We start from the raw sequence: 17,410 nt of genomic DNA, 5'->3' as shown, positions 1-17,410 counted from the left end.
GTGCATTTGACTTGGCCGCGCTGACAGGCCAGATCGTTACCGATGAAACAGCCCTCTCCCAGCGAAGCCGCCCTGTTCGAAGCCATCGACCAGAGCCGCATGCTGGAGCGGACGCAGGACTGGGCGCGGATCAACTCGGGCACCGGCAATATCGCAGGGCTCGCCGCCGTGGCCGAGAAGCTCGCCGAGGCCTTTTCGACGCTTCCCGGCGAGGTGACCTTGCGCGATCCGGCCCCCGTTTCCGCCATCGATAGCGAGGGCCGCGAGGTCGCGCTGGAGCATGGCCGCCACCTCGTGCTGAGGGTCCGCCCCGAGGCCGAACGGCGCTTTATCCTCACCGGCCACATGGACACCGTCTATCCCGCCGAGCACCCGTTTCAGGACCTGACCTGGCTCGACGACGACACCCTGAACGGCCCCGGCACCGCCGATATGAAGGCCGGTATTTCCGTTATTCTGGAAGCACTTACCGCCTTCGAGACAAGCGATGCGGCAAAGGTGGTGGGCTATGATGTGATGATCAATTCGGATGAGGAAACCGGCTCGCTGTCCTCCGCCGCGCTGATCGCCGAACTGGCCGCCAAAAAGGCCGCCGCGCTGACCTATGAACCGAGCGCCCTGCCCGATGGCACGCTCGCCCATGCGCGCGGCGGGTCTGGCAACTATACACTTGTTTTCAAAGGCCGATCCGCCCATGCCGGGCGCAACCCCGAGGACGGACGCAACGCGCTGGTGGCCGCTGCCGACTGCGTGCTGGCGCTCAAACGGATGCAGCATGCCGACCTGCCGATCAATCCCGCGAAAATCGACGGCGGCTCGGCCAACAACGTGGTGCCCGATCATGCCGTTCTGCGCTTCAACATCCGCCCGAACACCACCGAGGCGGCGGAAGAGTTCACACGCAATATCAAATCATTGATCAGAACTATTACCAAGGAACACGAGGTAGAGGTCACCCTCTCCGGCGGCATATCCCGCCCGCCCAAGCCGGTCGACGCGCGCGCGGCCAGGCTGTTCGACCTCGTAAAGCAGGCCGGAGCCGATCTCGGTCAGACCATCGGCTGGCAACCCAGCGGCGGGGTCTGCGATGGCAACAACATTGCCGCCTGCGGGGTCCCAGTGGTCGATACGATGGGCGTTCGCGGGGGTAGAATACATTCAATCGACGAATTCATGATCGTCTCCTCGCTCACCGAGCGCGCCCGGCTCAGCGCCCTCGTCCTCCACCGCCTCGCCTCTGGAGCGCCGCTATGAGTTTCCTGATCCGCACTGCCCGCCTCAGCGATCTTCAGCCGCTTTACGAGATGGCCAAATTGACCGGCGGCGGCTTCACCAATCTGCCGCCCGACCGCGCCTCGCTCACCGCCAAGCTCGAACGCTCGGCAGCGGCTTGCGACAGGGACGACGACCAACTCGGCGACGACCTGTTCGTCCTGATGCTCGAAAACACCAAGACCGGCGAGGTGCGCGGCACCGGTCAGATCTTCTCCGCCATCGGGCAGAAGTGGCCGTTCTACTCCTACCGTATCACCACCGTCACCCAGCACTCGAAGGAGCTGGAGCGCACCGTCACGGCCGAATTGCTCAGCCTTGTCAACGATCTGGGCGGTGCGAGCGAGGTCGGCGGGCTGTTCCTCCACCCCAACGAGCGCGCGGGCGGGCTCGGCATGCTGCTGGCCCGCAGCCGCTACCTGTTCATCGCCGCCCACCGCGCCCGCTTTGGCGATAAGCTACTGGCCGAACTGCGCGGCATCATCGACGAGCGCGGCGGCTCACCGTTCTGGGACGCGATCGGCGGCAAGTTCTTCCACATGGGCTTTCAGGAGGCCGACGAATTCAACGCCGTCCACGGCAACCAGTTCATCGCCGACCTCATGCCCAAGCACCCGGTCTACCTCGCCATGCTCAGCGAACAGGCGCGGCAGGTGATCGGCCTGCCCCACCCCTCGGGCCGCGCCGCCATGCGGATGCTCGAAAGCGAGGGGTTCTCCTATGAGGGCTATGTCGACATCTTCGACGGCGGCCCGACCATGACCGCGCGCACCGACAGTGTCGCCTCGATCCGCGATGCGAAGAGCGCTCCGGTGACCTCGTGCGAACTCGACAAGGGGGAAAAGGCGCTGATCGCCACCGGCAGACTGGCGGACTTCCGCTGCTGTTATGGCGCGCGCGAAGTGACGGCAGACGGCATGGCCATAGACGCCCGCGCGGCCGACCTGCTGCATGTCAGCGAAGGCGACTTGGTGTGGAGTATCGGGCGGTAACGAAATGGCGCCCGTTCGTGTCGAGCGAAGTCGAGACACGGCGCGCATACGGCTCTCGACTTCGCTCGAGCCGAACGGAGGATGAGTTGGCACTACAGGAAATCAACTTCGATGGGATCGTCGGCCCCTCGCACAACTATGCCGGGCTGAGCCTCGGCAACCTCGCGGCGACCAAGAATGCTGGGAAAGTCTCGCAGCCACGCAAGGCGGCCTTGCAAGGGCTCGCCAAGATGCGCGGCAATATGGCCGCAGGGCTCGCGCAGGGGTTCTTCCTGCCGCTGCCCCGGCCCAATGCAAGCTGGCTCGAAGCGCTCGCCGCCGACAGCACCACCGACCCCGCGCTGATCGCCAGCGCCTGGTCGGCCAGTGCGATGTGGACCGCCAATGCCGCCACCGTTTCCCCTGCGCCCGATTGCGCCGACGGGCGCTGCCACCTCACCGTCGCCAACCTCGTCACCATGCCGCACCGCAGCCAGGAATGGCCCGACACGCTAGCGCAATTGCGCCTCGCCTTTGCCGACAGCGCGCACTTCGCCGTCCACGGCCCGATCCCAAGCTGCTTCGGCGACGAGGGCGCGGCGAACCACATGCGCTTTTGCGAAGGCCACCAGAGCGCAGGCGTCGAGGTGTTCGTCTATGGCCGCAGCGGCGGCCCCTTCCCCGCCCGCCAGCACGAACAGGCGAGCCGCGTGGTCGCCCGCAGCCACGGGCTCGACCCGGCACGCGCGCTGTTCATCGAACAAAGCCCCGAGGCCATCGCCGCCGGAGCCTTCCATAACGACGTGGTCGCAGTGGCCAATGCGCAGGTGCTGTTTGCGCACGAACAGGCCTTCGCCGACCGCGAGCGCGCCTATGACACGATCCGCGCCGCCTTCCCGGCGCTGGAGGTGGTGGAGGTGCCCGCCGCGCGGGTGAGCCTTGCCGATGCGATCTCGTCGTACCTGTTCAACGCGCAACTGCTGACCATGCCCGATGGGAGCATGACGCTGGTCGTCCCCGGCGAATGCCGCGAAAACGCAGCGGTCTCGGGCTGGCTCGATGACATGCTCGCCAGCAACGGCCCGATCCGCGCGGTGAAGGTGGTCGACGTGCGCGAGAGCATGGCCAACGGCGGCGGCCCCGCCTGCCTGCGGCTGCGCGTGGTGGCCGACCCCGCCACGGTCGACCCGCGGTTCATCCTGAGCGAAGCCCGGGCCGATCTGCTGGAACAGGTGATCGCCGCCGAGTGGCCGGAGGAGATCGACCCGGCTGACATCGGCAAGCCCGCGCTGGCGCAATCGGTGCTGGCGGCCCGCTCGGCCTTGCTGACCGCGCTCGATCTGGCCGAGCTGCGTTAACCTTCACCTGTCGGATTGCCTTACAGACCCGCCCGCCTTAACCATCGTGATGCAAGGGATTCCATGCCTGGCATGGGGATTGCTTTGCGATGGGTAAGGAAGGGTCAATCATGTTTCGCAAGATTTCTCGTCTGTTCGTCATCAAGACGCGGCTTGAGGCCTTCCTGATCATCTATGCCCTCGCGCTTGGCGCGACCGAGCGCGGATCGGTCTATCTTGACCAGTATCCGGGCTGGGGCGGCAAGCTGCTGTTCCTTGCCTGCACCGCTGCGGTGTTCATGGCGGGTGGCAAGATTCTCGACTGCCTGAAATACGAACGCGGCGAACTGGCGGCGAAGAAGAAGGCGATTCTGCCGGCGGAATAGGGAGGGCCTGCGGATATCGCCCCAAGTCATCAGACCCGCTCGCCCTGAGCTTGTCGAAGGGCAGCCACCAAGGTTCGCCCGCAGAACGGCACGGCCGTGCCTGTCCTTCGACAAGCTCAGGACGAGCGGGTGTTGCGAGAAAAAAGGAAAGTGGGGGTTTCTGTTGCTAGCTACCCCCGGAGCCCCGGAATCCGTTCTGTTGCCCGGTCGGTCCAACCGCGCTGTATAGCCTAATAATTGCAGGGCGTTAGCCCAGACAATTACGCAGCGATGGCGAGTGCTTCGTTATCGTTGGCACTTATAGGTTTTGAACAGTTTTACGGGTTACTCAGCCCGGGCAAAAACCCTGTCTTTGAATACACGTCGATCCTGGTTCGGCCCCGTCAACACTGGCGCGAAAGCGCCGATCTTGGTGGAGCCGCCGGGTACTGCCCCCGGGTCCGCTGCATCTATTACACAAGGCCGTTTATCGCCATATCCGGTCGAAACCGGCAGGCCCTATATAGGGCTTGTGTAATGAATGTGAAGTGAGTGACACACATCCCCTCCCGTTTACGGGAGGGGCAGCGAGACTTGGCAGCTTGCTGCCTAGTCGCAGCGGGGTGGGCCGCAAGCGGCCCATGCCCACCCCCAGCCCCTCCCGCAGGCGGGAGGGGAGTTTGGCGTCACTTCTTCAGCGCATCGCGGATTTCGATCAGCAGGTCGATCTCGCTCGGTCCGGCTGGGGCGGCAGGCTCGGCGGGCTTTTCGAACCGCGCCTTGAGCCGGTTCGCATAACGCACCAGCAGGAAGATGATGAACGACAGGATCAGGAAGTTGATCACCGCCGTCGCCAGTGCGCCATAGCCGATCATGGCGGCCCCGGCCTCTTTCAGGGCGGCATAGTCGGTCATGCTGCCGTCATAGCCCTCAGGGGTGGAGAGCAGGATGAAATGGCTCGAAAAATCCGCCCCGCCAAAGATAAAGCCGACGAAGGGCATGATGATATCGCCGGTCAGCGATGTAACGATGGTGCCAAAGGCGCCCGCGATGATCACCGCCACCGCAAGATCCATCACGTTGCCCTTGGCGATAAATTCCTTGAACTCTGCAAACATTACCGTTGCTCCCGGTCTTCCTGAACACAGGCACCAATTGCAGAACCGCCAGTCTTTCGCCAGCCGCTATTGATCGCCAGTCGCACGCGGCGCGGGGTGGCTGCGCATCTCGGCCAGTATCTGCTTCAGCACGTCGAGCTGCGGGTCGGTCGGCACTTCGGTGTTGTCCGAGGTGTTGCTGGTCGCCTTGGCCTTTTCCTGCATCTCGTCGAGCACCTTGTTGACCGTCCGCAGCAACAGGAACAGCGCGAAGGCGACGATGAAGAAATCGACCGTCTGGGTCAGGAAATCGCCATAGCCGAGCATCTGCACCCCGGCCGCCTTCAGCTCGGCATAGCTCTGGCGGTTTCCGGTGTAGTCGGCGGGAATTTTGCCGAGCAGGATGAACCAGTTGGTGAAGTCGACATCGCCCACCACCCAGCTGATCAGCGGCATGATGATGCTTTCGTTGAGGCTTGTCACGATCCTGCCAAAGGCCGCGCCGATAATCACACCCACCGCCAGATCGAGCACATTGCCGCGCGCGATGAACTTCTTGAACTCTTTGAACATGACCCACTTTCCCGTTGCTGCTGCACTGCCTGGGCACAGGACGCAGAATGGCCCGTTTCGATCCCGCCGCCGCCTTGCCCGGCAGCACAACTTGTAACCTCGCCCCACCGTGCTACATAAGCAACACACCTGTTGGAGGAACAGTCTGATGAAATTTGCCCGTATCGCCCTCGCCCTTGTCGGCGCGCTTGCGTTATCGGCCTGCGGTATCAATTCGGTGCCCACCGCGGAAGAAGGCGCCAAGGCCAAGTGGGCCGATGTGGAGGCCGCCTTCCAGGAGCGCGCGAACCTGATCCCGGCCTTGCAGGAGATCGTGCTGTCCTCCGCCCAGCAGGAACGCGCCACGCTTGATGCGGTCGTGTCCGCGCGCGCTTCGGCCACCCGGCCCGAGGTGCAGGTCACGGGCGACGACCTCAGCGATCCGGCCAAGATGGAAGAGTATCAGGCCGCGCAGAACCAGCTCGGCGGGGCCATTTCGCGCCTGCTGGTCTCGGTCGAGGCCTACCCCGAGCTGAAGAGCCAGGACAACTTCGGCCGCTTCATGACCCAGTACGAAGGGCAGGAGAACCGCATCCGCGTCGCCATCCGCGACTACAACGAGGCGGTCCGCCAGTATAACACCACGATCCGAACCTTCCCCGATGCAATCGGCGCCAAGCTGATCCACGGGGCCGAGCCGATGGTGTCCTACAAGGCCGCGACCGAGGGCGCAGAAGTCGCGCCCAAGCTCGACATGGGCGTGAACTGATCGCTTCCATGTCGCTCAATCGCCTGATTGGCGGGCTGCTTACGGCGCTGGCGGCAATGCTGGCGCTGTGGGCCCTGCCCGCTGCGGCCCAGCCCGTCTTCCCCGAGCGCGGCACCGCGCCGGTGGTCGATCAGGCACAGGTGCTCGACCCGGCCACCATGGCCGAACTGACCGCCGCGCTCGACCAGTTCGAACAGGCCAACCAGCGCCAGTTCGTGATCGCGACGGTGGCGAGCCTCGATGGTTATGATATTGCCGACTATGGTTACCAGCTCGGCCGTGCCTGGGGTCTGGGCGACAAGGAGCGCAACGACGGCATCATCCTGCTGGTCGCGCCCAACGAGCGCAAGGTGCGCATCGAGGTCGGCTACGGGCTGGAAGGGATCATCCCCGACGGCCTCGCTTACGACTATGTCGAGGAAATGAAGCCCTATTTCCGCGATGGCGACTATGCTGGCGGGATCACGCTCGGCGCGGCGCGGATCATCGCCCAGCTCGAACTGCCGCCCGAAGAGGCCGCGCGCGTGGCGCAAGAGGCGACCGCGCAGCGCAAGAGCGAGGGCGGCATTCCCGCAGGCGGGCTGATCTGGCTCGGTTTCCTGCTGTTCTTCTTCATCCTCCCCGCGCTGTTCGGTCGCGGGCGCAAGCGCCGCTATCGCCATGGCGGAATTGGCGGCGCGGTGGGCGACATCATCCTGTGGGAGGCCGGCAAGGCCATCGCCCGCGGGTTGACCGACAATGACGACCACTGGGGTGGTGGTGGCGGCTGGGGCGGCGGTGGCGGCTTCGGCGGTGGCGGGGGCTTCGGCGGCGGTGGCGGATCATTCGGGGGCGGCGGCGCCTCCGGGGGGTGGTGACGATGGCAATGCTCGACGAACACCAGCACAAGATCGTGTCCGATGCCGTGGCCGAGGCAGAACTCACCACTTCGGGCGAGATCGTGCCCGTGCTCACGCAGGCCTCCGATAGCTATTCCGACGTCGTGCTGGCCTATTGCGCCGCCATCGCCTTCACCGCGATGAGCGTGATGGCCGCCTTCCCCACCTTCTACACCGACCTGTGGGACGGGCTGTTCGGCGGCTGGGGCCATGACTGGACCACCGGCGAGTTCACCACCCTGATGCTTGGCGTAGGGGTGCTGAAATTCGCCGCCACCTGGGCGATCCTGCAGATCGACGCGGTGAAGTTCCTGCTCGTTCCGGGGCCGCTCAAGCGCGCCCGTGTGCGCGATGCCGCCGTGCGCCACTTCAAGGTCGGCGCGGAAAGCCGCACCCATGGGCGCACCGGGGTCATGCTGTATCTCTCGATGCAGGAGCACCGCGCCGAAATCGTCGCCGACAGCGCCATTGCCACGCTCGTGCCCGCCGAGGCCTGGGGCGAGGCCATGGCCGACATGCTGGTGGAGGTGCGCAAGGGCTGCATCGCCGAGGGCATTGCCGCCGGGGTGCGCGATGTCGGCAAGGTGCTCAGCCCGCACTTCCCGCGCGCCGAGGACGATGTGAACGAACTGCCCGATCGCTTGATCGAGCTGTAGTGGTCCGATAGGCCGCCCGGCATGAGACCAGACGACGCGGATGCACCCGAAGAGGTGATGTGGGCGGGCCGGTTCATCACCGCCAAACGCCGGGGCAAGTGGGAATATGTCGGACGCGCACGCGGCATTCGCGCCGCCGTGATCCTGCCGCTTGACGGCGATCATGTGGTGCTCGTCGAGCAATACCGCGTGCCGCTTGGCTGCAACTGCCTCGAACTGCCCGCCGGGCTGATCGGCGATGAAGACGGGTCGGAGAATGAAGACCCGCTCGAAGCCGCCAAGCGCGAGCTGATCGAGGAAACCGGCTATGCCGCCGCCCATTGGGAAAACCTCGGCGTCTATTTCTCCAGCCCCGGCATGGTGAGCGAGAGCTTTACCCTGCTGCGCGCCAGCGAGCTGACGAAGGTTGGCGACGGCGGCGGGGTCGCGGACGAGGAAATCATCGTGCACCGAGTAAACCGGGCCGATCTCGAGCAGTTCGTCGCCGATGCGCGAGCGCGCGGGGTGGCGGTCGATGTCAAAATGCTGCTGCTGCTCGGGGCAGGAATGGGAGGGATAAAGGCATGAAGGTTCTGGTTCTGGGGTCGGGCGCGATGGGCTGCCTCTATGGCGCGGCCTTTCACCGCGCCGGGCACGAGGTGATCCTGTGCGACGTCAATCAGGCCCATGTCGACGCGATCAACGCCAACGGCCTCGAACTCGACCGCAACGGAGTGGAGCACCTGCCGATCCGTGCTGCGCTGCCGCAGGATGTTACCGAGCCGGTCGATCTGGTGCTGGTCTTCACCAAGACCTTCCACACGCAAGGCGCGCTTGAGGGTATCACTGCGGCGATCAGCACGCATACCCATCTGCTCAGCCTGCAAAACGGGCTCGGCAACGACCGGCGGCTGGCGGGCTTCGTCAGCGACGACCGGGTGATGGTCGGCGCGTCGATGCTGCCGAGCGATCTGGTCGGCCCCGGCAGGGTGCGTAGCCACGGCGAGGGATACTCGCGGCTTTACCCGGCCTTTGGCGGCGACCCCGCCTTTGCCGCCGAGGTGGCCGAAGCGATGGCGGCAGGCGGCCTGCCCGCGCAGCTCGATCCGGAGATCCACGCCGCGATCTGGGGCAAGGCGATCTTCAACGCGACGATGAACCCGCTGTGTGCGCTCACGCTGCGCACGCCGGGCTTTCTCGGTGCCAATGCCGAAAGCCGCGCGCTGATCGGCGAGGCCGTGGCCGAGGGCGTCGCCGCCGCAAGGGCGAGCGGGGTGACAATCGATGCCCAGCCGATTCTCGACCTGACCGAGGTCAGCATGAAGGACCATGCCGATCACGAAGCCTCGATGTTGCAGGACGTGAAGGCGGGCCGCCGCACCGAGGTCGATGCGATTGTCGGCGCGATTGTCGAAGCCGCCGAGGCGCATGGGCTTGCCGCGCCGGTGCTGAAGACCTTGTGGCGGCTGGTGAAGCTGGAAGAGGCGAAGCTGGATTAGGGGCCCCACTCTGCTGTGTCCGGGGTCTGGTGACATTGACCTGATCCCCTTTGCTCCCCTCCCCTTGGGGAGGGGCTGGGGGTGGGGGCTCGACGCGGGCTGGCGCGGAACCCCCATCCCAACCCTTCCCGACGGGGAAGGGCTTTGCGAGCCAATGCTATGCCATCCTGTTCTTCCCCGCTCGCGCCAAGCGATGGGATTGGGCCCAGCCAGCGCGCTCAGATCAGCCCGATCTCGCGCAGCCGCTGCTGGAGGTAGGCATCGGCGGTGATCGGCTCCTCACCCCCTTCTCCAAACGGCGCGATCACATAGTCGGGCCGGAAGTGCAGGAAGAACGGCATCGAATAGCGCGACCGCCCCGCCGCCTCGCCGACCGGGTTCACCACCCGGTGCGTGGTCGAGCGCAGGCGCCCCGCCGTCAGCCGCTGCAACATGTCGCCGACGTTGACCACCAGCGCGCCCTCGGGCGGGCTCACCGCCAGCCATTCGCCATCGCGGGTCAACAGCTCCAGCCCCGCCTCCTCGGCCCCGAGCAGCAGCGTGATGGTGTTGATGTCCTCATGCGCCGCCGCGCGCACCGCGCCTTCGCGCGCCGCTGAAACGGGCGGATAGTGCAAATAGCGCAGCACCGAATTGCCCTGCGCCACCGTGGGCGCGAGGAAGCCCGGCTCCTGCCCCAAGGCCACGGCGATCGCCTCCAGCAGGTGCCCGCCCGCCTCCTCGAATGCGGCGAACAGCGCGAGGCTTGTCGCGCGGAAGTCCGCCACCTCGGCGGGCCAGACATTGTCGGGCATGAACTGCGCCAATGGATCGCCCGCGGGCAGTTCGCGCCCGACGTGCCAGAACTCCTTGAGATCGTGCACCGCCGCATCCTTCGCATGCTCGGCCCCGAACGGGGTATAGCCGCGCGCGCCGCCCTGCCCCGCGATCCGGTAAGCCTGCTTGGCCTCCTCCGGCAGCGCGAAAAAGGCGCGCATCGCATCGTCGGCGCGGGCGATGGTCTCGGGCGCAATTCCGTGGTCGCGCACGATGGCAAATCCGGTCTCGGAAAAGGAGCGACCGAGGCCGGCTGCAAGGCTGTCAAGCGGCTCGCGCAAGGATAGCGTGGCGATCTGTGTCATCGCTCAGCCAAGTCCCACTTTCCTTTTCCCCGCGCAAGCATTACCCATTCGGACATAATCAACGAGAGGATCCCATGGCTGATACGAAGGCAATCACCTTTTACGACCTTCAGGTCTCCACCGGGGCAACGATCAGCCCCTTCGTCTGGGCCACCAAGTTCGCGATCCGCCACAAGGGGTTCGACCTCGATGTGGTGGAAGGCGGCTTCACCGGCATCGCCGAGCGTACCGGCGGCAAGACCGAGCGCCTGCCCGCCATCGTCGACAATGGCCGCTGGGTGCTCGATAGCTGGGGCATCGTCGAATATCTCGACGAGACCTACCCCGAACGCCCCATGCTGATCCCGCACGAAAGCGTGGCGGTGATGACGAAGACGCTCGACGCCTGGTTCTGGCGCACCGCCGTCGGCCCGTGGATGCGCAGCTATTGCGCCGATTATCGCGATGTCTGCTACGAGCACGACAAGGAATACATCACCAGCTCGCGCGAGGTGATGCTGGGCGGCAAGCTGGAAGACCTGCAGGCGGGCCGGGAAGATCGGCTGGCGGCGATTTCGGCCAGCCTCGAACCGCTGCGGATTGGTCTGCGCGAACACAAGTTCCTTGGCGGCGACGAGCCCAACTATGCCGACTACCGCATTATCGGCAGCTTCCTGTGGCTGGCCTCGCTGGCGCAGACCCCGCCGCTCGCCGCCGACGACCCGCTGCGCGACTGGATCGAGCGCGTGCGCGACCTGTTCGGCGGGCTTGGCCAGCACCCCGGCCTGTTCACCCTCTACGGGCTGGAGCAGCGCGAGGGCGATGTCGATCCGTTCAACCGCCAGGCCGGAATGGGCGGCATTCACAAACGCAACACCGGCCCGCAATCGACGCAGGCCGAAACGCAGTTCATCACCAAGGCGAAAAGCTGAGGTCCGCACAGCCTCAGCCGCGCGGGCTGTGACAGGCGCTTGTGGGGATTGCCCTACAAGCGCCTTTTCTTTTGCGCGGCAAACCCATAGCATTCTAATCATAACTCGGGAGGGAAGCAGGCTGAGCGCGAGACTATCGCCATCGTCCTGCTGTTGGGCGATCACCAGCCCCTGCCACAGGTGGAAACAAGGACTGACCCATTGCGCATTCTCGTTACGCGCCGCTGGCCCCAAGCGGTGGAAAAGGCCCTCGCCGACAAGTTCGACGTTACATTCAATAGCGATGACAAGCCACTGTCCAAAAACGATCTTGTCAAAGCCATGGGCGAATTCGACGTGCTCTGCCCCACCGTCTCGGACGCCATCGACGCCGAAGTGATCGCGGGCGGCGACCGGGTGCGGCTGATCGCCAATTACGGCGTCGGGTTCGACCATATCGACATTGCCGCCGCCAAGGCGAAGGGCATTGCCGTCAGCAACACCCCCGGTGTGCTGACCGACGCCACCGCCGATCTCGCGCTCACGCTGATGCTGATGGCGACGCGCCGCGCGGGCGAAGGCGAGCGCCAGCTGCGCGCCGGAAAGTGGACCGGCTGGGGGCCGACGCACATGGTCGGCTCGGCGCTGAACGGCAAGGTGCTCGGCTGCATCGGCTTCGGGCGGATCGGACAGGCGACCGCCGCCCGCGCACACCATGGCTTCGGGATGAAGGTGGCCTACTACGCCCGGCGCGAAATGCCGCAGGCGAGCGAAGTTGACGGCACGTTCTATCCCGACCTTGCCGAGCTGCTGGCGGTGTCCGATGTGGTGTCGCTGCACATTCCGGGCGGCGCGGAAACGGCCAACCTGATCGATGCTGCGGCGCTCGCGGCGATGAAGCGCGGCAGTTACCTCATCAACACCGCGCGCGGCGGGGTGGTCGATCACGAGGCGCTGGCCGAAGCGCTGCGCAGCGGCCAGCTCGCAGGCGCGGGGCTCGATGTTTACCCGGCCGAGCCGCAGGTGCCCGAATGCCTGCTCGGGCTGGAGAATGTGGTGCTCCTGCCCCACCTCGGCAGTGCCAATGCCGAGACCCGCGAAGCGATGGGCATGCGCGCGCTGGCCAATGTCGAGGCCTTTGCCGCGGGCGAGCCGCTGCCCGATCCGGTCGCATGAGCGATGCCGTTACGGCGCTGATCGCAGCCGAGCGCCTGCCCGCAGACTACCGCGAAGTTGTCGAGCAGTTCTGGCAGCCGCTTGCCGACCGCATCGCGGGTGAGGCTAAGGGTCACAAACCGCTGATCGTCGGCATCAACGGTGCGCAAGGTTCAGGCAAGTCTACGCTGTGCCGCTTCCTCGAAGTGCTGCTCAAACCACAAGGCCTGCGCGTCGCCACACTCTCGCTCGACGACCTATATCTCACCCGCGCCGAGCGGGCGGATATGGCCGCCGAGGTCCACCCGCTGTTCGGCACGCGCGGGGTGCCCGGCACGCACGACGTGACCATGGCGCTCGGTCTGATCGAGGACATGGAGGCGGGCCGCAGCATCACCCTGCCCCGCTTTGACAAGTCCATCGACGACCGCTCCGGCGAAGGCGAAACGATCCCCGGCCCGGTCGATGTGCTGCTGTTCGAAGGCTGGTGCGTGGGGGCAGCGCCGCAGGATCAGGCAGCGCTCATCGAACCGATCAACCGGCTCGAAGCGCAAGAAGATCGCGGCGGCGTGTGGCGCGGGCTCGTGAACCGCTTCCTCGCCGGCGACTATGCCGATCTGTTCGCCCGGATCGACCTGCTGGTGATGCTCAAGGTGCAGGGCTTCGAAGCCGTCGCCGCCAACCGCCGCTTGCAGGAGCGCAAGCTCGCCGAAGCCAATCCCGGCGCGCCGGGGCTGATGGACGAGACCGCCCTCACCCGCTTCCTCGACCACTACGAGCGGCTGACCCGGCACCAGCTTTCCGAAATGCCCGCACGGGCCGATGTCCTGTTCGAAATCGGCCCCGATCAACGTCCGCTGCGCTTGCCCGATGGACTCGAAGGGGCACGCTCGATAACCTAACAACTGTGATTATGGCACCGCTAAGAATCGGGCCGGATCGGGAGAGAGATTGATGGTGGCGATTGCCAGGGGCCTTGCGGCCCTGACTGCTGCGGCGATGCTATGGGGATGCAGCGCCAACGACGCAAATGTCGTCGATGAGGAACGGCTGCTCGCCGCCGAGAACGATCCCGATAACTGGCTGACCTATGGCCGCACCTATGCCGAACAGCGCTTCAGCCCGCTGGAGGACATCAACGCGGGCAATGTCGGCGAGCTGAACCTCGCCTATGCGGTGGAGCTGGACACCAACCGCGGGCAGGAAGCCACGCCCATCGTGGTCGACGGGGTGATGTACATCTCGACCGCCTGGTCGAAGGTCTGGGCGCTGAATGCCGCCACGGGCGAAGTGCTGTGGAAATACGATCCCGAGGTCGACGGCTCGAAGGGGGCCGACGCCTGCTGCGACGTGGTCAACCGCGGCGTGGCGGTGTGGGACGGCAAGGTCTTCGTCGGCACCATCGACGGGCGACTGATCGCAATCGATGCCGGAACCGGCGAAGAGCTGTGGGACGTGGTCACGGTCGACCAGTCCAAGCCCTACACCATCACCGGCGCGCCGCGTGTGGTGCGCGGCAAGGTGCTGATCGGCAACTCGGGCGCCGAGATGGGCGTACGCGGCTATATCTCTGCCTACGATGCCAATGATGGCGCGCTGGTCTGGCGGTTCTACACCGTGCCCGGCAACCCCGCCGATGGCCCCGATGGCGCGGCCTCCGACGAGGCCTTCGCACAGTTTGCGGGCGAGACGTGGTTCGGCGACTACTGGGAACTGGGCGGCGGCGGCACCGTGTGGGATTCGATTGTTTACGATGCCGATTTCAACCAGCTGCTGATCGGCGTCGGCAATGGCGCACCGTGGAACCACCGCGTCCGCTCCGACGGCAAGGGTGACAACCTGTTCCTGTCCTCGATCCTCGCGCTTGACCCCGATACCGGCAAATACAAGTGGCACTATCAGATCAACCCCGGCGAGACCTGGGACTTCACCGCCACCCAGCAGATCACGCTGGCAACGCTCGAAATCGACGGCAAACAGCGCAAGGTTGCCATGCAGGCGCCGAAAAACGGCTTTTTCTATGTGATCGACCGGGCGACCGGAAAGCTGATCAGCGCCGAGCCTTATGCCGAACAGAACTGGGCCGAGAAAATCGACCTTGAAACCGGTCGCCCGGTCGAAGTGCCCGAGGCGCGCTTTGCCGATGCGCCTTACCTCGTCACCCCGATGGGGATCGGTGCCCATGCCTGGCACCCGATGAGCTATTCGCCCAAGACGGGCCTCGTTTACATCCCGGTGATGGAGGTGCCCAACGCCTATGCCGACGACAGCAATTTCGAGCGGCATATCGGGCGCTGGAACACCGGCGTCACCTTCATGGCCCCGCCCGAAGGCTCGGTGCCCGGTGCCACGCCCGAGGCGCGCCGCGCTTACCTCGCCTCGATCACCTACGGCAAGCTCACCGCATGGGATCCGGTGAAACAGGAGAAGGTGTGGGAGATCCGCCGCGACTGGCCGTGGAACGGCGGCACGCTGGCGACCGGCGGCAACCTCGTGTTCCAGGGCCTGCCCGATGGCCGCTTCATGGCCTACAGCGCCGACAAGGGTGAAGAGCTGTGGAGCTGGCAAGGCGAACGCGGGATCATGGCCGGGCCGATCACCTACCGGGTGGACGGGGTGCAATATGTCGCGGTGATGGCGGGCTATGGCGGCTCGATGGGCATGGCGACCGAGACCGGCTGGATGCGCCGTCCGCCGCCCAATGGCGCGCTGCTGGTGTTCAGGATCGGCGGCACGGGCACGATTGCCAAGCTCCCGGAATGGAAGCCCGCGCCCTATGCCAGCAGCGATGAGGTCTTCACCCCGGCCCAGCTGGCCGAGGGGCAGACCCAGTTCTTCGCCTTCTGCGGCATCTGCCACAATGGCCCGGTCAACCCTGATCTGACGCGCAGCGCCTATGCCACCAATGCGCAGGCCTGGCGGCAGGTGGTGATCGGCGGGGCGCTCAAGGACAAGGGCATGATCAGCTTTGCCCCGTGGATCGACGCAGAACAGGCCGAGGCGATCCGCGCCTATGTCCTGAGCGAAGCCAAACGCCGCGCGGCGGAGGAGGAACAATGACAACACCCGCACCCAGTGATGTCCTGATTGTCGGCGCTGGCCCCGTGGGCCTGCTCACCGCGCTCACGCTGGCGCAGGCGGGCGTGTCCGTCCGCGTGCTGGAGAAGGAGCCCGATATCGTCGACAGCCCGCGCGCGGCGGTTTACTTCCCCTCCACGCTGATCATTCTCGAAGAGCTGGGCCTGCTGCCCGAGCTGCTGGAAATCGGGTTCAGGAACGACACCTTCGGCACCCACATCCCCGAGTTCGACTATTCCGCCGTGGTGGTGACCGAACATATCGATGGCATCCCCTACGACTACCAGCTTCACGTCGGCCAGCATCAGGTCGCCCGCGTGGCGATGGAGCATGCCCGCAAACTCGGCGTCGAGGTGCTGTTCGGCCACGAAGTGACCGCGCTGCACGAGGACGGCGAGACGGTGGCGGTCACGACCGCAGGGGCGGAAGGCGAGCAGGTCTTCACCGCCAAATGGCTGATCGGAGCCGACGGCGCGCGCAGCACGGTGCGCAAGCTCGCGGGTATCGAGTTCGAAGGCCACACCTGGCCCGAACGCTTCGTCGCCACCAACGTCTATTTCCCGTTCGACGAACTGGGCTATCAGCAAGCCAACTTCGTGTGCGACCCGGTCAACATGGCGGTGATCGCGCAGCTTGACCGCGAGGGGCTCTGGCGCTGCACCTATATGGAGGACGCCAGCCTCCCGCTCGAAAGCTACGAGGAGCGCATTCACCAGCGCTACGAGTGGTTCATGCAAGGGAGGAAGGACTACCGGATCGGCTCCTCCAGCCCCTACATGCTGCACCAGCGCGCGGCGGAAACCTTGCACAAGGGCCGCGTGCTGCTGGCGGGCGATGCCGCCCATGCCACCAACCCCTGCGGCGGGCTGGGCCTGACCTCGGGCGTCTGGACCGGCGTGGTGCTGGCCGACGTGCTCGGCGCGGTGCTGCGCGGCGAGGAAAGCGAAGAGGTGCTGGACCGTTTCTCCGACGAGCGCCGCCGCATCTTCTGGGACGTGGTCACCCCCGCCGCCACCGAGAACAAGCGCATGTTGCAGGAGGCCGATCCGGCCAAGCGGCAGGAAGACCTCCAGCACGTGAAGGCGCTGAAGGACAATCCCGATAGCGGCGCGCTCCTGATGCTGTTCGCCTACAAGGTGATCGGCGATACGCTGCGCCCCGGCTCGCGCTGGAAGGACGCCGATCCAAGCGACCGGGTGGCGATCAACATCGGCGACCGGCAGGGTCAGATCCATTGACCCGCTCCTATCGCCCCACCGACCTGCACGCCGCCGGGGCCGATAACCCGCTCGAACTGGCGGCGCACGGCTTCTTCTGGACCGGCGGCGAGCTGATCGACCATCCGCTGGCTGGCAAGGCCATGCGCGGGCAGCAATATGTCGAATACTGGATTCCGCGCGCGCTGACGCACGAGTTGCCGATCGTGATGATCCACGGCGGCGGCGGTCAGGGCACGGATTTTCTCGGCACTGCGGACGGGCGCGAAGGCTGGGTGCACTGGTTCGTGCGCCATGGCTGGGCCGTCTATCTGGTGGACCGGCCGCAACACGGCCGCAGCCCGTTCAACCCCGAGTTTCAGGGCGAAATGGGCAAGCCCGGCCCGACCCATTTCCTCGAACGGCTGTTCACCCGCCCCGGCACTTTCGACGACAACTACCCGCAGGCCAAGCTGCACAGCCAGTGGCCGGGCGATGGCACGCTTGAAGACCCCGCTTTCCTCGCGTTCCTCGCCGGGACCGGCCCCACCCTCGCCGACCACGCGCAAAGCCAGATCGACGCCCAGCGCGCCGG

General features: G+C 65.7%; 18 protein-coding genes and 1 other RNA gene. 15 read left to right on the top strand and 4 right to left on the bottom strand.

Annotated elements, in window-relative coordinates; translation table 11 throughout:
• Positions 1–42 precede the first annotated feature (42 nt).
• The 4 genes from D2V17_RS04350 to D2V17_RS04335 all read left to right on the top strand — a co-directional run bounded on the left by D2V17_RS04350 (position 43) and on the right by D2V17_RS04335 (position 3,966).
• Positions 43–1,254 carry a hydrolase gene (locus D2V17_RS04350; RefSeq protein ID WP_119591904.1) on the top strand — a complete coding sequence of 404 codons (1,212 nt, stop codon included), beginning with the start codon at positions 43–45 and terminating at the stop codon, positions 1,252–1,254.
• Entirely contained in the window at positions 1,251–2,264 is a 1,014-nt protein-coding gene (locus tag D2V17_RS04345; protein ID WP_119591903.1) for an arginine N-succinyltransferase, read from the top strand. Before D2V17_RS04350 ends, D2V17_RS04345 begins: the two co-directional genes overlap by 4 nt.
• A gap of 86 nt (positions 2,265–2,350) precedes the next feature.
• Complete coding sequence (locus tag D2V17_RS04340; RefSeq protein ID WP_119591902.1) at positions 2,351–3,601, top strand: N-succinylarginine dihydrolase; 1,251 nt, start codon at positions 2,351–2,353, stop codon at positions 3,599–3,601.
• 110 nt (positions 3,602–3,711) lie between these two features.
• Entirely contained in the window at positions 3,712–3,966 is a 255-nt protein-coding gene (locus D2V17_RS04335; RefSeq protein ID WP_119591901.1) for a hypothetical protein, read from the top strand.
• Between the two features lie 185 nt (positions 3,967–4,151).
• On the opposite strand, the gene ssrA is transcribed toward D2V17_RS04335, so the two are convergent.
• The 3 genes from ssrA to mscL (D2V17_RS04320) all read right to left on the bottom strand — a co-directional run bounded on the left by ssrA (position 4,152) and on the right by mscL (D2V17_RS04320) (position 5,615).
• Positions 4,152–4,497, bottom strand: a transfer-messenger RNA (tmRNA) gene (ssrA, locus tag D2V17_RS04330).
• 134 nt (positions 4,498–4,631) lie between these two features.
• Entirely contained in the window at positions 4,632–5,063 is a 432-nt protein-coding gene (gene mscL, locus D2V17_RS04325; RefSeq protein WP_119591900.1) for a large conductance mechanosensitive channel protein MscL, read from the bottom strand.
• Between the two features lie 66 nt (positions 5,064–5,129).
• A complete protein-coding gene (gene mscL / locus D2V17_RS04320) occupies positions 5,130–5,615 on the bottom strand; it encodes a large conductance mechanosensitive channel protein MscL (RefSeq protein WP_119591899.1) in 486 nt (161 codons plus the stop codon).
• Between the two features lie 148 nt (positions 5,616–5,763).
• Between mscL (D2V17_RS04320) and D2V17_RS04315 the strand changes: the two genes are divergently transcribed.
• The 5 genes from D2V17_RS04315 to D2V17_RS04295 are packed head-to-tail and all read left to right on the top strand — an operon-like array spanning position 5,764 to position 9,375.
• Complete coding sequence (locus D2V17_RS04315; RefSeq protein WP_119591898.1) at positions 5,764–6,363, top strand: LemA family protein; 600 nt, start codon at positions 5,764–5,766, stop codon at positions 6,361–6,363.
• 8 nt (positions 6,364–6,371) lie between these two features.
• Positions 6,372–7,220 (top strand): TPM domain-containing protein, encoded by an 849-nt coding sequence (locus D2V17_RS04310; RefSeq protein WP_119591897.1) that lies wholly within the window; start codon positions 6,372–6,374, stop codon positions 7,218–7,220.
• 2 nt (positions 7,221–7,222) lie between these two features.
• Positions 7,223–7,897 (top strand): TPM domain-containing protein, encoded by a 675-nt coding sequence (locus D2V17_RS04305; protein WP_119591917.1) that lies wholly within the window; start codon positions 7,223–7,225, stop codon positions 7,895–7,897.
• Between the two features lie 21 nt (positions 7,898–7,918).
• Complete coding sequence (locus D2V17_RS04300) at positions 7,919–8,464, top strand: NUDIX hydrolase (protein WP_119591896.1); 546 nt, start codon at positions 7,919–7,921, stop codon at positions 8,462–8,464.
• Complete coding sequence (locus tag D2V17_RS04295) at positions 8,461–9,375, top strand: ketopantoate reductase family protein (protein WP_119591895.1); 915 nt, start codon at positions 8,461–8,463, stop codon at positions 9,373–9,375. Before D2V17_RS04300 ends, D2V17_RS04295 begins: the two co-directional genes overlap by 4 nt.
• A 218-nt stretch (positions 9,376–9,593) precedes the next feature.
• Here the strand turns inward: D2V17_RS04295 and D2V17_RS04290 are convergent, their stop codons facing one another.
• Positions 9,594–10,496, bottom strand: a complete 903-nt coding sequence (locus D2V17_RS04290) for an isopenicillin N synthase family dioxygenase (RefSeq protein ID WP_119591894.1) — start codon at positions 10,494–10,496, stop codon at positions 9,594–9,596.
• 74 nt (positions 10,497–10,570) lie between these two features.
• Between D2V17_RS04290 and D2V17_RS04285 the strand changes: the two genes are divergently transcribed.
• From D2V17_RS04285 to D2V17_RS04260, 6 genes are all read left to right on the top strand, one after another.
• Positions 10,571–11,407 (top strand): beta-etherase, encoded by an 837-nt coding sequence (locus tag D2V17_RS04285; RefSeq protein WP_119591893.1) that lies wholly within the window; start codon positions 10,571–10,573, stop codon positions 11,405–11,407.
• A 201-nt stretch (positions 11,408–11,608) separates the two neighbouring features.
• The gene (locus D2V17_RS04280) at positions 11,609–12,562 is read left to right on the top strand and encodes a 2-hydroxyacid dehydrogenase (RefSeq protein WP_119591892.1); all 954 of its coding nucleotides are present in this window, start codon (positions 11,609–11,611) and stop codon (positions 12,560–12,562) included.
• Positions 12,559–13,443 carry a kinase gene (locus D2V17_RS04275; RefSeq protein WP_119591891.1) on the top strand — a complete coding sequence of 295 codons (885 nt, stop codon included), beginning with the start codon at positions 12,559–12,561 and terminating at the stop codon, positions 13,441–13,443. Before D2V17_RS04280 ends, D2V17_RS04275 begins: the two co-directional genes overlap by 4 nt.
• A 97-nt stretch (positions 13,444–13,540) precedes the next feature.
• The gene (locus D2V17_RS04270; RefSeq protein ID WP_245978521.1) at positions 13,541–15,601 is read left to right on the top strand and encodes a PQQ-dependent dehydrogenase, methanol/ethanol family; all 2,061 of its coding nucleotides are present in this window, start codon (positions 13,541–13,543) and stop codon (positions 15,599–15,601) included.
• Positions 15,598–16,857, top strand: a complete 1,260-nt coding sequence (locus tag D2V17_RS04265; RefSeq protein WP_119591889.1) for an FAD-dependent oxidoreductase — start codon at positions 15,598–15,600, stop codon at positions 16,855–16,857. The genes D2V17_RS04270 and D2V17_RS04265 overlap by 4 nt, the downstream gene beginning before the upstream one ends.
• The coding region (locus tag D2V17_RS04260) for an alpha/beta hydrolase family protein (protein ID WP_483949984.1) at positions 16,854–17,410 on the top strand (557 nt) is incomplete at its 3' end. The genes D2V17_RS04265 and D2V17_RS04260, both read left to right, overlap by 4 nt.

The organism is Aurantiacibacter xanthus, from assembly GCF_003584015.1.
GTDB lineage: Bacteria > Pseudomonadota > Alphaproteobacteria > Sphingomonadales > Sphingomonadaceae > Alteraurantiacibacter > Alteraurantiacibacter xanthus.
This window is presented reverse-complemented; position numbering and strand designations above follow the sequence as displayed.